14 protein-coding genes are annotated in these 14,550 nt (G+C 44.0%); 9 read left to right on the top strand and 5 right to left on the bottom strand.

Translation table 11 applies throughout. The annotated features are described in order from the left end of the window. The first annotated feature begins 27 nt into the window (after positions 1 to 27). Positions 28 to 1,068, top strand: a complete 1,041-nt coding sequence (gene thiL / locus PBAL39_RS12010) for a thiamine-phosphate kinase (protein ID WP_008241745.1) — start codon at positions 28 to 30, stop codon at positions 1,066 to 1,068. Positions 1,069 to 1,091: 23 nt separating this feature from the next. Here thiL and PBAL39_RS12005 read toward each other — a convergent pair whose 3' ends face one another. Beyond that, a complete protein-coding gene (locus tag PBAL39_RS12005) occupies positions 1,092 to 2,399 on the bottom strand; it encodes a DNA recombination protein RmuC (RefSeq protein ID WP_008241744.1) in 1,308 nt (435 codons plus the stop codon). A gap of 266 nt (positions 2,400 to 2,665) precedes the next feature. Here PBAL39_RS12005 and PBAL39_RS12000 point away from each other — a divergent pair, with 266 nt between their 5' ends. Further along, entirely contained in the window at positions 2,666 to 3,355 is a 690-nt protein-coding gene (locus tag PBAL39_RS12000) for a zinc metallopeptidase (RefSeq protein ID WP_008241743.1), read from the top strand. Positions 3,356 to 3,385: 30 nt separating this feature from the next. Here PBAL39_RS12000 and apaG read toward each other — a convergent pair whose 3' ends face one another. Both apaG and dusB read right to left on the bottom strand, forming a co-directional pair. Then, on the bottom strand, positions 3,386 to 3,772 hold the full coding sequence (apaG, locus tag PBAL39_RS11995; protein ID WP_008241742.1) for a Co2+/Mg2+ efflux protein ApaG: 387 nt from the start codon (positions 3,770 to 3,772) through the stop codon (positions 3,386 to 3,388). Positions 3,773 to 3,804: 32 nt separating this feature from the next. Further along, on the bottom strand, positions 3,805 to 4,812 hold the full coding sequence (dusB, locus tag PBAL39_RS11990; RefSeq protein ID WP_008241723.1) for a tRNA dihydrouridine synthase DusB: 1,008 nt from the start codon (positions 4,810 to 4,812) through the stop codon (positions 3,805 to 3,807). 107 nt (positions 4,813 to 4,919) lie between these two features. On the opposite strand from dusB, the gene PBAL39_RS11985 reads away from it, so the two are divergent. Together PBAL39_RS11985 and PBAL39_RS11980 are read left to right on the top strand one after the other, a co-directional pair. Further along, positions 4,920 to 5,858, top strand: coding sequence for a CPBP family intramembrane glutamic endopeptidase (locus PBAL39_RS11985; protein WP_232282945.1), 939 nt, complete (start codon positions 4,920 to 4,922; stop codon positions 5,856 to 5,858). 6 nt (positions 5,859 to 5,864) lie between these two features. Beyond that, the gene (locus PBAL39_RS11980) at positions 5,865 to 6,674 is read left to right on the top strand and encodes a phosphatidate cytidylyltransferase (RefSeq protein ID WP_008241699.1); all 810 of its coding nucleotides are present in this window, start codon (positions 5,865 to 5,867) and stop codon (positions 6,672 to 6,674) included. A gap of 83 nt (positions 6,675 to 6,757) precedes the next feature. Here the strand turns inward: PBAL39_RS11980 and PBAL39_RS11975 are convergent, their stop codons facing one another. Further along, entirely contained in the window at positions 6,758 to 6,970 is a 213-nt protein-coding gene (locus tag PBAL39_RS11975; protein ID WP_008241696.1) for a DUF3820 family protein, read from the bottom strand. An 8-nt stretch (positions 6,971 to 6,978) separates the two neighbouring features. Next, positions 6,979 to 10,323, bottom strand: coding sequence for a transcription-repair coupling factor (mfd, locus tag PBAL39_RS11970; protein ID WP_008241694.1), 3,345 nt, complete (start codon positions 10,321 to 10,323; stop codon positions 6,979 to 6,981). Between the two features lie 77 nt (positions 10,324 to 10,400). Between mfd and PBAL39_RS11965 the strand changes: the two genes are divergently transcribed. The 5 genes from PBAL39_RS11965 (at position 10,401) to PBAL39_RS11945 (ending at position 14,549) form a co-directional block, all read left to right on the top strand. Continuing rightward, on the top strand, positions 10,401 to 10,727 hold the full coding sequence (locus PBAL39_RS11965) for a DUF2752 domain-containing protein (RefSeq protein WP_008241692.1): 327 nt from the start codon (positions 10,401 to 10,403) through the stop codon (positions 10,725 to 10,727). Positions 10,728 to 10,737: 10 nt separating this feature from the next. Further along, on the top strand, positions 10,738 to 11,079 hold the full coding sequence (locus PBAL39_RS11960) for a TM2 domain-containing protein (protein WP_232282944.1): 342 nt from the start codon (positions 10,738 to 10,740) through the stop codon (positions 11,077 to 11,079). 28 nt (positions 11,080 to 11,107) lie between these two features. Continuing rightward, entirely contained in the window at positions 11,108 to 12,205 is a 1,098-nt protein-coding gene (locus tag PBAL39_RS11955; RefSeq protein ID WP_008241689.1) for a Nif3-like dinuclear metal center hexameric protein, read from the top strand. Then, complete coding sequence (locus PBAL39_RS11950) at positions 12,205 to 12,948, top strand: zinc ribbon domain-containing protein (protein ID WP_008241687.1); 744 nt, start codon at positions 12,205 to 12,207, stop codon at positions 12,946 to 12,948. The genes PBAL39_RS11955 and PBAL39_RS11950 overlap by 1 nt, the downstream gene beginning before the upstream one ends. A 116-nt stretch (positions 12,949 to 13,064) precedes the next feature. After that, on the top strand, positions 13,065 to 14,549 hold the full coding sequence (locus PBAL39_RS11945) for a tol-pal system YbgF family protein (RefSeq protein ID WP_008241685.1): 1,485 nt from the start codon (positions 13,065 to 13,067) through the stop codon (positions 14,547 to 14,549). Position 14,550: the final 1 nt, after the last annotated feature.

Raw genomic sequence — 14,550 nt, 5'->3', positions numbered from 1 at the left:
GCTCCATTTAGTAAAAAAGGAAAAATTATGTTTGAAAATAAAGAACGCACTACCCTGTCTGAACTGGGTGAATTTGGATTGATAAAACACCTGACGGAGAATTTCAAGATCAGGCATGAGAGCAGTAAAAAAGGGGTAGGTGATGATGCTGCAGTACTTGATTTCAAGGATAAAGCTGTGTTGGTTTCTACCGATTTATTGCTGGAGGGGATTCATTTTGATCTGGCTTATGTACCACTGATGCATTTGGGTTATAAGGCCGTACAAGTAAATCTAAGCGACATTTACGCGATGAATGGTATTGCGACACAGATTACAGTTTCGTTGGGCTTGTCGAGCAAATTTCCGCTGGAAGCAGTTGAAGAAATTTATAAAGGGATTTCGCTGGCCTGCGACAAGTTTAATATTGACCTGATTGGGGGAGATACTTCATCCAGCAAACAGGGTCTGGTGATCAGTGTGACCAGTATAGGACATGCGGAACACAAAGATGTCGTGTACCGCAACGGCGCTCAGGAGGGTGATTTACTTTGCGTTTCCGGCGATCTGGGCGGTGCTTATGTGGGCCTGCAGATCCTGGAAAGAGAAAAGCAGATTTTCCTTGAAAACCCGAATATCCAGCCGGATCTGGAAGGAAAAGATTATATCATTGAGCGCCAGCTGAAGCCAGAAGGAAGAAGAGACATTGTCGATTTACTGGCACAGATGGACATCCTCCCTACTTCGATGATTGATGTATCTGACGGCCTTGCTTCCGAGATTATGCACCTTTGTCAGCAATCGGAAAAAGGATGTACCCTGTATGAAGAGAAGATTCCTATTGACCCGATGACTTATGAAACTGCAAGGGAGCTGGGCCTGGATCCTACTGTATGTGCATTAAACGGTGGTGAAGATTATGAGCTGCTGTTTACCATCAAACAATCGGATTATTCAAAATTGAAAAATGACGTGGACATCAGTGTGATCGGCCACATCACCGATAAAAATTCAGGCTGTAAAATGGTGTCTAAATCAAGTGTGGTGCATGAGCTAAAGGCACAGGGCTGGACCGCTTTTAAGTTATAACCCGGCATTTTCAATGTCGTAGTTTAAACGTCCTCAATGCCGGAATCTAAAAATCTGGTGTCAATTTGCTTTGTCGCTTTGGCACCTAATTTTTTGATTTTTTCGGAAGTACTGGAAAGGTTTCCAGCACCTGTAGAAAGCTTGTTCAGGGCTTTATCGTAAGCATCCTGACTTTGGCGAATGTTTCTGCCGATACTCTCCATATCCTGGAGGAAACCTACAAACTTATCATACATGCTGCCGCTGAGGCGTGCAATTTCGAGCACATTGCGGTTTTGTCTTTCCTGCTTCCAAAGGCTGGAGATGGTTCTAAGGGTAGCCAGTAAAGTGGAAGGGCTGACCATAACTACTTTTCTTTCCCAGGCATAATTGAAAAGTTCAGCATCCTGCTGCACGGCAATACCAAATGAAGATTCGATGGGGATAAAAAGCAGGACAAAATCCGGGGAGTTGATCTGGTAAAGCTCCTGGTAATTTTTTCCGGACAATCCCTGGATGTGCGTTTTGATGGATAAAAGATGTTGTTTGACATGGGTTTCCCTTTCCTCATCTGTTGCAGCGTTGACAAATCGCTCATAAGCCACTAAAGAGACCTTAGCATCAACGATCAGGTGTTTATCATCTGGAAGGTCGATGATGACATCCGGCTGCATTCTAGTACCCCCTGAGGCGGTCAGACTGGTTTGTATGCGGTACTCCCGGTCTTTCACCAGTCCCGAGCGTTCGAGCACCCGTTCCAGGATCACTTCACCCCAGTTGCCTTGTTTTTTTGTATCACCTTTAAGTGCCCGGCTGAGGTTATTGGCTTCCTCCTGGATCTGCTTGCTTTGGGTCATCAGCTGGGTGATGACCCCTTTAAGCACGTTACGTTCATCAGATTCTGCCTTGTAGACTTTTTCCACTTTTTCTTCAAAGGCCCTGATATTTTCTTTCAGTGGATGGAGGATGGTATCCATATTACTGCGGTTCTGTTCTGTAAATTTAGCTGTTTTTTCCTCGAGCACTTTATTGGCGATGTTTTCAAATTCTACTTTAAAGCGCTGCTGAAGTTCAGCAATATAAAGTTCTTGTTCTGCCTGGCGCTGACGTTGCGCATGGAGCATTTCTTCCGCTTTGATCACTTTACCACGCTCCTGGATGAAACTATTTCGCAGGTCGTTGAGTTCATCTTCCAGGCGTTGTTTATCTTCTTTAAACCAGGCCAGTGATTTCTGATGTTCCGCTTCTTTCAGTTCGAGCAGCGGCTGCTGCTGGTTAGGTTGTTTTCGGATCAACAGATAGATTAATGTTACTAAAATTATGATCAATAAGGCCATTACCGATATTTCCATGCTAATATTTTTATCAAAAGTCTAAAAATAAAAATGAACTTGCAAACCATATCCCTACTTTACAACAGCAACATGCCGTTATTGCCCTGTTTTTAGTTGCGGCCCATCTGTATTTTTAAAATGATGCTAAATTAAATTACTCATTATCAAAGGTGTTTTTGATACGATGAAGGCTTTTTTCCTTTGAAATTTTTGTTTTTGGATTTTAAGGGTATGATTTGGGAACGCTTTTTGTTTTCCACATTCCGGAAACATAGAAATGGGCGATGGGAATTTTTTTAATGATCATTATCCCCGTACTGGTAATCAGTATGTTTGTGCAGTGGCGGTTTAGGAAAAAGTTTTCAAAATACGCCGAAATGCAGCTGAGTTCGGGATATTCGGGAAGAGAAGTTGCAGAGCAGATGCTGCACGACAATGGGATTTACGATGTAACAGTAATGAGTACTGAGGGGCAGTTATCAGACCATTACAATCCGGAAGATAAAACTGTCAATTTGAGTACGGATGTGTATCATGGAAGAAGTGTTGCAGCAGCAGCAGTTGCCGCACATGAATGTGGACATGCCGTACAGCAAGCAAGGTCATATCATTGGCTGGAACTGCGGACTAATATGGTTCCGTTAGTAAGTATATCTTCAAATTTACTGCAATGGGTGCTTATTATCGGGATTCTGCTGATCAGTTTCACCGGGAGTTCTGTAGTGCTTACTATTGGTGTACTGGGCCTGGCACTGATTACCATTTTTAGCATCATTTCGCTTCCTGTGGAGCTCGACGCCAGTCGCAGGGCCTTGGCATGGTTGAAGAACAACAATTCAATTATGCATACTGCAGACGAAAACGAACAGGCAAAAGATGCATTGTGGTGGGCGGCAATGACTTATGTAGTTGCTGCTTTGGGTGCGCTTGCCAACCTGTTTTACTATGCGTCCATGTTATTCGGACGAAGGTAATTTAGCATCTTACAAATAAAGTTTCGCTTATTAATTTAGCCTGTAGGGAACGATCAGGTTGAATTCAGGAATGTCAACAGTAAATTCAGTCCCATCAGCAAGTCGCTGCATCAGGTAGGTACCGCTCATACTGCCCATGTCGCTGTTGAGGTGACATCCGGAGATGTAAGCATGACTTTCACCAGGTTGGATGACAGGCTGGAGACCCACTACCCCTTCACCTTCTACTTCTTTCTGGGTTCCATTGGAGTCAAAAATAAACCATTGCCTTCTCATGAGCTGGATGGAATAGTCTGACAAATTTTCAATATTAATGCGGTAAGCAAACATGAAATGGTCGTTTTCAGGGTTGGAGTTATGATCCTGATAACCAGTTTCTACGGAGATTTTTATGCCTTGTGTGATCGCTGTAACCATTTTTTAAAAATTTAGTAAGTCTTTTTCAAAAATCAAGCCATTTCGCCATTAAGCTGAATGTACTGATATTTGTCTGCCACTTCGTCCAGGATGTTATAAATGGTTTCAATATTATCTTCCTTTACCAGGGACATCCTGTAGCTTTTAAAGTCAGGTAGTCCTTTAAAGTAGTTGGAATAATGCCTTCTCATCTCAAAAACACCAACTTTAGGGCCTTTCCAGGCGATTGATTTTTCAAGATGGGTTCTGCAGACCGCTACACGTTCTTCAATTGTTGGTCCGGGGAGTGTCTGGCCGGTTTTGAAGAAATGTTTGATTTCCCTGAAGATCCAGGGGTAACCAATGGCAGCTCTGCCGATCATGATGCCATCGACCTCATATTCCAGTCGCCAGTCAGCCGCTTTTTGAATGCTGTCCACGTCACCGTTACCAAATATAGGAATTTTGATTCTGGGATTTCTTTTTATTTCACGAATTAATGTCCAGTCTGCCTCCCCTTTGTACATTTGTGCACGGGTCCTGCCGTGAATGGTAAGCCCTTGTATGCCAATGTCCTGTAATCTTTCAGCCACTTCTTCGACATTTTTGGTGTTGTCGTCCCAGCCTAGGCGGGTTTTTACGGTTACAGGAAGGTGCGTTGCGTTGACCACTGCCTTTGTCATTTCGACCATTTTGTCGATGTCCTGAAGTAAAGCAGAACCTGCGCCGCGGCAAGCCACCTGTTTTACCGGGCATCCGTAATTGATGTCCATAAGGTCTGGTCCAGCCATGCTGGCAATTTCTGTTGCTTCGCGCATGTGGTCGATCTCACTTCCGAAGATCTGGATGCCGATGGGGCGTTCATACTCGAATATATCAAGTTTGGCCCTGCTTTTTGCGGCGTCACGTATTAGTCCCTCGGAAGAGATAAATTCGGTATACATCATGTCTACGCCGCTTTGTTTACATACAAAACGGAATGGGGGATCGCTCACATCTTCCATCGGTGCAAGCAGTAGTGGGAACTCTCCCAGGTCAATATTTCCTATCTTTACAGACATTTTTCTATCTTCAAGCCAAAATTCAAAGTACAAAGGTACAAATATTAAAAATAATGGATTTCATTTCGTCTAACAGACCAGAAAATAAGCCTTATTTACAGTTACTTATGTTGATTTTCTATGCCTTGCTTGGTATGGTTGTATTTTCATTGCTGACCGTGGTGCTGTTGTGGATCAAGTATGGACTGGAGGGACTGATGAATTTTCAGGAGCTCCTTTCCGGGGCTGAAAATATGTTTATCCTAAGGGTATCCGTCACTGCGCAGCAGCTGGGATTATTTTTATGTCCGGCGGTTTTGCTGGCAATTGCAGAGCGAAAGGGAATGAATCGTTTTTATGGTTTTAACAAACCACATCCGGCAATTCTGGGTTTAGTGGTGGTTATCAGTATTTGTGCAATGCCTGCCATGGAGTGGATTACTTCCCTGAACCAGGAGATGGTGTTGCCGTCCTTTCTGAAAGAACTGGAAAACTGGATGAAAGAATCTGAGAAAAATGCGATGGAGGCCACCATGGCTTTTCTCAAAATGAGTACTTTTTGGGATTACCTGCTGAACATGGGCATGATTGCCCTGTTACCTGCAATAGCCGAGGAGATGCTTTTCAGGGGGGCATTACAACGCACATTTTTAAGAATAACCGGCCATCCGCATTTAACGATATGGTTGTGTGCGATTATTTTCAGCGCTATACATATGCAGTTTTATGGTTTTTTACCCAGGATGTTGCTCGGTGCCGGATTTGGGTATCTTTATTACTGGACGGGTAGCCTGTGGTACACGATATTTGCGCATTTTCTGAACAATGGCTACCAGGTTACGGTGGTATGGTACATGCAGATGAAGGGAATGCCTATGTCTATGACAGAAAAAACAATGGATACCCCATGGTATGGATATCTGATCAGCGCAATATTAACGCTCACGTTATTTCGTTTTCTAAAGTCTGCCATTGTAAAAATTCGGAGTCAGGAAGAAAACACGGGGAGGAGAAGATATAATTGCTTTCCAATGAATAATGAGGATGAAAAGATAAAAAACAATTAAAATATAATGAAAACCAGAGCGATAACTGCCTTTTTTTTTACAATAGTGATGTTGGGATCCATGTTTCTGGGTGCCTACGTCTTCACCGTATTTTACCTGATATTGAGTTTGGCTGCGCTTATGGAGTTCATGACCATGATCAGAACGGCTGGGATACGCCCGCACCGTAACATTGCAATGGTCACCGCCACAGTGATCTATTCCATCATTGCCGGTTATCATTTTTTGCAGTTTGACACTAAATTCCTGTTGTTGCTGGTGCCATTGATTTTCTCTGTATTTATCGGAGAGCTGTATAAGCGGAATAAACTGCCATTTGCCAATATCTCCTATACATTCGTGGGCTTTATGTACATTACGGTGCCCTTTTGCTTTTTCTTTTCGCTGGGTTTCCTTGCTGATTTTAATGAGTATAACTTTCATTTACCCCTGGCTTTCTTTCTGATGTTGTGGGCGAGTGATACTGGCGCTTATCTTTTTGGATCAAGATTAGGGAAAACGAAGCTATTTGAGCGTCATTCTCCAAAAAAGTCCTGGGAAGGTTTTCTTGGCGGTATGTTTACCAGTGTGGTTGTTGCGGTGATCCTGTCCTTGTTTTTTAAGGAAATGAATGCGGTGGTATGGGCCGGTATGGCCGTGTTGATCGCTTCATTTGGCACGATGGGCGATCTGGTAGAATCCATGCTGAAGAGAAGTCTCGATGTGAAAGACTCAGGAAGCATTCTTCCAGGTCATGGAGGCTTTTTAGATCGTTTTGACGGACTTTTCCTCTCTGCTCCTATTGTCTATGCTTATTTATACCTGATCTTGCGTTAGAAGTGCTTATTTAGATAAAAAGGATCAGTTCTAAATAAACTGATCCTTTTTGTTTTACTACCTGCTTAGCCTTTTGGCTGCTGTTATTTTTTTCTCAGGGGCTGCAACAGGTACTCTAGGCCGTTGAGTTTGATTTCGTAAAGTGTAGCAATCATTTCACCAAGTTTACCGGGTGGGAATCCTTCTTTATGGAACCAGATCAGGTAAGATTCCGGGAGGTCGCAGATGATGCGTCCCTTGTATTTTCCAAAGGGCATCTGCATGGTGACCAGATCGTTCAATAGTTGAGGATTCATATATTCATTTAATTTTTGGCTACCATTTCGAGCATTTCTACTGCTTCATCGACATTATTGAGGTTTTCAAAAGCGATGCGCAGGGAGTTTTTTACTTCCTTAAGGTTACAGATCCGGGGATGCATCTGTGCGAAATGCAGGATCTGGTTGAAGGTGGTAGAATCAAAAAACGCCGATTGTTTGTCGGCAATGAAATAACCCCGGAGCACCCCTTTTTTGAAGTTCAGTTTTTCAAAGCCGAGCTTTTTCGCCACCCATTGCAGTCGGAGGACATTAAGCATGGTTTTTACCGGTGCCGGAACCGGGCCAAAACGATCTTTGAGTGCCTTTTCAAAGGCTTTCAATTCCGTTTCATTTTCCAGTTTGGACAAGGAGGTATAGAGGTTGTAACGTTCTGTGATGTTGGTGACATAGTCGTCCGGAATAAAGAGTTCAAGGTCAGTATCCACCTGTGTAAAGGTCACAAACGGACGTGCGGGCTCATTTTTAAAGAGCTCTTTAAATTCATCATCTTTAAGTTCCTGAATGGCTTCATCGAGGATTTTGTGGTACATTTCGAATCCGATTTCAGCAATAAATCCGCTTTGTTCAGCACCAAGCAGGTTTCCGCTGCCACGGATATCGAGGTCCCTCATGGCGATATTGAAACCGCTGCCGAGGTCTGAAAATTCTTCAATGGCACTTAGTCTCTTTCTGGCTTCGGAGGTCAGCGTAGAGAGCGGAGGACTGAGTAGGTAACAGAACGCCTTTTTATTGGAACGGCCGACACGTCCGCGCATCTGGTGCAGATCGCTCAGGCCGAACATGTGCGCATGATTGATGATAATGGTATTTGCATTTGGAATGTCCAGCCCAGCTTCAATTATGGTTGTGGCTACGAGGACATCCTTTTCACCATTGATAAAGTCGAGCATAACATCTTCCAGTGCATCGCCGTCGAGCTGTCCGTGGGCAATTCCGATCCTGGCTTTAGGCACCAGCGTCTGGATCAGTCCACCAAGCTGAGGGAGGTCATTCACCCGGTTATGGATAAAAAACACCTGGCCACCCCTATCCAGTTCATATTGTACCGCTTCCTGGATCAGTTTATCATTGAAGACATGAAGTTCCGTATTGACGGCTTGTCTGTTTGGCGGTGGGGTACTCATGATAGAGAGGTCCCTTGCCCCCATCAGTGAGAAGTGTAACGTTCTCGGAATTGGTGTTGCCGTTAGCGTTAGCGTATCTACATTGGCACGAAGTACGCGAAGTTTTTCTTTGGAAGTCACCCCGAACTTCTGCTCTTCATCAATAATCATGATACCGAGGTCCTTGAATTTGACATCTTTACTCAGCAGGCGGTGCGTGCCGATGATGATGTCTACTTTACCTTCGGCCAGGAGGGCCAGTGTATCTTTAATCTGTTTATTTGTTTTAAAGCGGTTGATGTAGTCCACATTGCATGGAAAATCCTTCAGACGGCCGGAGAACGTTTTAAAATGCTGAAGTGCAAGAATGGTAGTAGGCACGAGTACAGCAGCTTGTTTACCATTGGCCACGGCCTTGAAAGCAGCACGGATGGCAATTTCAGTTTTTCCGAAACCTACATCACCACAGACGAGCCTATCCATAGGATGTGGGGCCTCCATATCCTTTTTAACATCACTGGTGGCTTTTTCCTGATCAGGAGTATCCTCATAAATGAAGGAAGCTTCCAGCTCTGTTTCGAGGTAACCATCCGGGTCAAAAGCCGTTCCTACCTGTGCTTTGCGAAGAGCATAAAGCTTGATCAGGTCCCTGGCTATGTCTTTAACTTTTTTTTTAGTGTTTTTTTTGAGCTTATCCCAGGCCTCGGTGCCCAGTTTATTCATTTTTGGTGCCGTTCCCTCCTTGCCGCTGTATTTGGCAATGCGGTTGAGGGAGTTGATGTTGACATAGAGCAGGTCATTGTCGGCATATACGAGGCGGATCATTTCCTGTGTTTTGCCGTTTACTTCCACCTTTTCGAGTCCTGCATATTTGCCGATACCATGGTCAATATGAGTGACAAAGTCTCCCGGTTTAAGGTCGCGGAGTTCTTTGAGGGTGATGGACTGACTGCGTTGGTAGCCCCTTTTCAGCTTGTATTTATAGAAACGGTCAAAAATCTGGTGGTCCGTATAAAAGGCGAGTTTTTGCTGTGGGTCGATAAAGCCCTCCCTCAGCGGAATGTTTACCGGGGTAAATTTTGCTGATTTGTCGATGTCTTCCAGGATGGCATACAAGCGTTCCGTTTGCTTTGGGGAGGAGCTGAATATAAAATTATGGATGCCCTGCTTTTCATTTTCCTTAAGGTTATGGATGAGCAGGTTGAAGTCTTTATTGAAAGAAGGTTGTGGTTTGGTATCAAAAGAAAAAACATGTTCCGTTTTATAGAAAAACTGTTTGCCAAACTCTACGAGTGGAAAATCCTGGAGCATATCCGCTAACAATTTATCATCTGTAAATCCGAATTTAGGATCTATCCAGTCCTGGTTTTCCTGTTTTTCTTTTGCAGGAAGTGCCTTCCATAGTTCCGCTGCCTTTTTGTAACCGGCTTTGATGACATCAAGGGTAAATTCCACATCCTTAAACCAGAGCTGGGTATCTTTTTCTATATAGTCCAGCAGGTTGATGTTGTTTTCTGTGAGGTATTTAGATTGCACATTAGGGATAATGGTCAGGGTTTTCACTTCTTCTACAGACAGCTGATTGTCGATTTGAAAGGTGCGGATACTTTCTACGATGTCACCAAAAAATTCAATGCGGTAAGGAAGGTCATGTGAGAAAGAGAAGATATCAACGATCCCTCCCCTTATGGAAAACTGGCCGGGTTCATAGACAAAATCTGTGCGTTCAAAATCGTAATCGATCAGAAATTCATTGATGAAGTCGATGCCCAGTTTGGTGTTTACTGCGATTTCCAGCGTATTTTTTTCCAGCATGCTCCTGTTGATCACCTTTTCAGAAAGCGCTTCCGGATAGGTGACCACAATTTTACCATATTCTGCATTGTGGTTCAGTTCATTGAGCACCTCTGCCCTTGCCAGCACATTGGCCGTATCCACCTGGGTGAAGTCGAAACCCTTACGGAACGAGGATGGAAAAAGGAGGATTTCTTTATCCAGGATGCTCTCCAGGTCGGCCTGAAAATAGGCTGCCTCTTCCCTATCGGGAAGGATGAAAAGTTGAGGCTTATGGAGCAGAAAATATGTAGCTACTGCAATGGTGGCATCAGCTGCGCCGACCAAACCTTTTAGCTGAAGTTTATTACCTTTACCTGAGTTGAGTGCTTTTGCCAATGCTGCAATGCGCTCGTCAGTTTTGTATCTGTTAATGAGGTCGCGGATATTCACTATACAAATATAAGATTTATGGGGCGCAAAAATGTAACAAAGTATGTACTAATCGCTCTAAAAGAAAAAAAGGAAAAATGAAAACGCTGCGTCAGTTACCCTTTGAGCTCATATTCTGGATTGCGGCGTTGGTGCTGCTGGCCATGGATGAACCTGTAGGTCACGACCATCTGAATCATTTTAGTCTTTGTCCGCTGGCGAATATGGGGATCAGCTGGTGCCCGGGATGTGGGATCGGCAGGTCTATCACCCAGATTTTTCATGGCAACATACGGGAGAGCCTGGAGTTGCATTGGTTTGGCATTCCGGCACTGATGATCATCGGACACCGCATCTTAGCATTGACAGATCAGTTTATTGATAAAAAGAGAAATTTAAAATACAAGGAGGAAAGATATGTTTGATTCACCGTTTATGTCGTTACCTGGGATCACACCCCAGGAATTTCAGTACCTGCAGAGTGCAACTACTGGATTTAGTGAACAACAGCTGAGGGGATTTCTGATGATTTACGGAAGTAAAAGGAGAAATCCTGATGATATGATCTTGTATTGTATCCTCGCCTTTTTTGTTCCGGGTTTGCCACGTTTTCTTTTGAACCAGATTGGAATGGGGATCTTGTATTTTTTCACTGCCGGTTTGTGTTTCATCGGAACCATTATCGATATGGTAAACCATAAGACCCTTGCTTTTGAATACAATCAACGGATGGTATTTGAGAGTCTGCAGATGGTAAAAATGGGTGGAATGCAGTAACATTTGTTAAAAACTGTAATTTTACCAGATGAGGTTATCCATTTTAATTAAACATCTCGAAACATTTGCCCCGCCTGAGTATCAGGAAGATTATGACAATTCAGGGTTGCTGATCGGGCAGCCAGAACAGGAGATCCACGCTGCACTGGTGGCGTTGGATTGTACAGAAGCGATCGTTGACGAGGCGATAGCCCAGCAATGCAACCTGATCATCACCCATCACCCCATAGTTTTTAAGGGACTGAAAAAAATCAATGGTAAGAATTATGTAGAGCGGGTAATTTTGAAGGCCATCCGGCATCAGATTGCGTTGTATGCCATCCATACCAACCTGGACCATGTTCAGCATGGGGTGAACGGGATGATTGCAAGGAGGTTAGGATTGAAGAGCCCAAGGATTTTAAGTCCGAAGAAGTCATTGCTGAAGAAGCTGGTGACTTTTTGTCCGGCTGCACAGGCAGAGCAGGTAAGAAATGCATTATTTTCGGCAGGAGCCGGGCATATTGGGAATTATAGTGAGTGCAGTTTCAGCGCCAATGGTACCGGCACCTTTAATGGCAATGAGGAGACCCATCCTTTTGTCGGAGAGAGCGGGTTAAGACACCATGAGCAGGAGGAGCGTATCGAGACCATTTTCAAGGGACAGGATGAACGGAGGGTGTTGCTGGCTTTACTGGAGAATCACCCATATGAAGAAGTTGCCTACGACATTTATCCCCTGGAGAATAAGCTCGACACGGTTGGTGCGGGTATGATCGGATGGCTGGAAGAAGGTCTGCAGGGGCGTGACTTCCTGCGTCTGGTAAAAGACAGGATGGACGCGGTGGTGATCAGGCATACGAAACTTTTGACAAAGCCCATCAGAAGGGTGGCTGTTTGTGGAGGTTCAGGGAGCTTTTTATTGAAGGAGGCGATTGCCGCTGGTGCAGATGCATTTGTAACCGCTGATTTCAAATACCACGAGTTTTTTGATGCCGATGAAAAAATAGTCATCGCTGATATCGGACACTTTGAAAGTGAACAATTTACATCTGATTTGTTGATAGATATTATTCAAGAAAAATTTCCTAACTTTGCAATCCGTTTAACGGAGCATAACACAAACCCCATAAATTATTTCATTTAATGGAACAAACTGTAGAGCAAAAGCTAAAAGCTTTATACGAATTACAAACCCTGCATACTAAGATTGACAAAATTCGCCAGATTCGTGGTGAGTTGCCAATGGAGGTAGCCGATCTTGAAGATGAGGTTGCAGGTCTGGAAACACGTATACAAAAATTCAAAGGCGAATTGGATGATACTGAAGATGCCATTGTAACGCGTAAAAATATGATCAAGGAAGCTCAGAACCTGATCAAGAAATATGAGACCCAGTTAAAAGATGTTAAAAATAACCGTGAATATGATGCCTTGACGAAAGAGGTGGAGATTCAGACGCTCGATATCCAGGTTAGTGAGAAAAAAATCAGGGAATTTGGATTTGACATCGTTACAAAAAACGAAGTATATGAAAAAGCACTTGCCGATTTAGAATCAAGAAGAAAAGACCTTGATATCAAGAAAGGGGAGTTGCAAACCATCACAGCGGAGACCGAGAAGGACGAGCAATCTTTGTCTAAGAAGGCAGAGAAAGCAGAAACTCAAATCGAAGACCGTCTTTTGGTAGCCTACAAAAGGTTGAGGGGAAATGCAAATAACGGACTTGCGGTAGTAACGATTGATCGTGATTCCTGCTCAGGTTGTTTCAACCAGATTCCTCCTCAGCGTCAGCTGGACATTCGTCAGCGCAAGAAAATTATTGTTTGCGAGCACTGCGGAAGAATCCTTGTAGATGAGGCTTTAACACAGGAAGTTGTTCCGGCTTAATATCCGGTAAATGCATATATAGAGGTCAGTTCATGCTGACCTTTTTTTATGGCTTTTTTTTCAGCAAAACATTTGCCGGCTGATCGCGTTATGGTTTATTAATACCTTTATCAAAGATGTCTGTACCTTCAGTTTTTAAGTTTTCTATTTTTTTTCTGCTCTTATGTCCTTTATCTCTTTTTGCTAATTTTGATTTTAATGCCAATTGTCTGAAGGCTTATCAGCAGATCTTTGAACTGAAACTGAACAGTGCGCGGCTACTGATTGCAAATGAGAAGAAAGCCAATCCGAACAATGCAATTGTGCCTTTACTGGAGAATTATGTAGATTATTTTCATCTGCTGACTACAGATAGCAAAGCAGATTTCGAAGAGATGGAGGGCCGGAAATCGGGAAGGTTGAGCCGTATTGAGCGTGCTGACAAGGGCTCGCCTTATTATCTATATGCACAGGCGGAAATCAACCTGCAATGGGCTCTGATCCGCGGGCGGTACGGTGAATATTTTACAGCTGCCAGGGAGATCAAACGGGCGAACAGTCTGTTGAATGACAACAAGAAAAAGTTTCCTGCTTTTCCGCTTAATGGAAAAGGGCTGGGAGTAATCAATGCCTTTCTTGGTAACCTGCCCGACGGGATGCTGAAAAGTACGCTGGCTACTTTCGGGATTAAAGGAAGCCTGGACAGTGGAATGGCCATGCTGAACAACCTGTCGGAAAGCCTTCCCAAATCCACTTATGAACCCTTTTACGAAGAAGTGGTATTTTATTACGCTTATGTACTGAACGACATCGCCCATAGCGCTGCTGCTTATCAGAAAACGATGAAGTATACCGCGCGCATTGCAGACACCAGCTTGCTGAAGAGTTACCTGCAGGCGATGGTCAGCGCTAAGAACGGGCACAATGACGAGGCCATACGTATTCTGGCAAATCGACCTTCCGGTTCATCCTACCAGTCTTTTCCGTACCTGGATTTGTTGATGGGTAGCGCAAGGCTGAACAAACTTGATTATACAGCAGTTACCTATTTTAACCGTTTTCTGGATCAGAATAAAGGAGTAAACTACATTAAAGATGCTTACCTGAGGTTGGGTTGGTGCGCTCTGTTAAAGGGCGACAGGTCGGCTTATAATACGTTTATGGCGAAAGTTAAATCGCAGGGCTATACTTATCAGGAAAAGGACAAACAGGCCTTGAACGAGGCGGCAGAGCAGGCCCCTGACGTTCATCTGCTAAGTGCGAGGTTGTTATTTGACGGAGGTTACTATAACCGCGCCCTTGAGGAGCTGGGAGGAACCGCTAATACCTATAACGGCGGGCGGGACCGTACGGAGTATCATTACCGGCTGGGGCGTGTCAATGACGAACTTGGAAAGGACGCTACCGCACTGACCAATTACAGCATGGCCATAACAGAAGGTAAATCATTAAAATATTTTTATGCCGCCAATGCAGCCCTGCAGATGGGAAAGATTTACGAGAAGAATAAGCTGGTCGCCAAAGCACGGCAGGCCTACAATGTCGCCATTCAGATGAAAAATCACGATTATGAGAGTAGTATTGAGACGCAAGCTAAAACGGGCTTAAATCGCTTGAAATAGG

Origin of the sequence: Pedobacter sp. BAL39 (assembly GCF_000170795.1) — a bacterium.
In the GTDB taxonomy this organism is placed as follows: domain Bacteria; phylum Bacteroidota; class Bacteroidia; order Sphingobacteriales; family Sphingobacteriaceae; genus Pedobacter.
This window is presented reverse-complemented; position numbering and strand designations above follow the sequence as displayed.

Coding starts and splice junctions, on each gene's coding strand:
- thiL (WP_008241745.1), top strand. CDS start 28: ATGTTTGAAAATAAAGAACGCACTACCCTGTCTGAACTGGGTGAATTT.
- PBAL39_RS12005 (WP_008241744.1), bottom strand. CDS start 2,399: ATGGAAATATCGGTAATGGCCTTATTGATCATAATTTTAGTAACATTA.
- PBAL39_RS12000 (WP_008241743.1), top strand. CDS start 2,666: ATGGGAATTTTTTTAATGATCATTATCCCCGTACTGGTAATCAGTATG.
- apaG (WP_008241742.1), bottom strand. CDS start 3,772: ATGGTTACAGCGATCACACAAGGCATAAAAATCTCCGTAGAAACTGGT.
- dusB (WP_008241723.1), bottom strand. CDS start 4,812: ATGTCTGTAAAGATAGGAAATATTGACCTGGGAGAGTTCCCACTACTG.
- PBAL39_RS11985 (WP_232282945.1), top strand. CDS start 4,920: ATGTTGATTTTCTATGCCTTGCTTGGTATGGTTGTATTTTCATTGCTG.
- PBAL39_RS11980 (WP_008241699.1), top strand. CDS start 5,865: ATGAAAACCAGAGCGATAACTGCCTTTTTTTTTACAATAGTGATGTTG.
- PBAL39_RS11975 (WP_008241696.1), bottom strand. CDS start 6,970: ATGAATCCTCAACTATTGAACGATCTGGTCACCATGCAGATGCCCTTT.
- PBAL39_RS11965 (WP_008241692.1), top strand. CDS start 10,401: ATGAAAACGCTGCGTCAGTTACCCTTTGAGCTCATATTCTGGATTGCG.
- PBAL39_RS11960 (WP_232282944.1), top strand. CDS start 10,738: ATGTCGTTACCTGGGATCACACCCCAGGAATTTCAGTACCTGCAGAGT.
- PBAL39_RS11955 (WP_008241689.1), top strand. CDS start 11,108: ATGAGGTTATCCATTTTAATTAAACATCTCGAAACATTTGCCCCGCCT.
- PBAL39_RS11950 (WP_008241687.1), top strand. CDS start 12,205: ATGGAACAAACTGTAGAGCAAAAGCTAAAAGCTTTATACGAATTACAA.
- PBAL39_RS11945 (WP_008241685.1), top strand. CDS start 13,065: ATGTCTGTACCTTCAGTTTTTAAGTTTTCTATTTTTTTTCTGCTCTTA.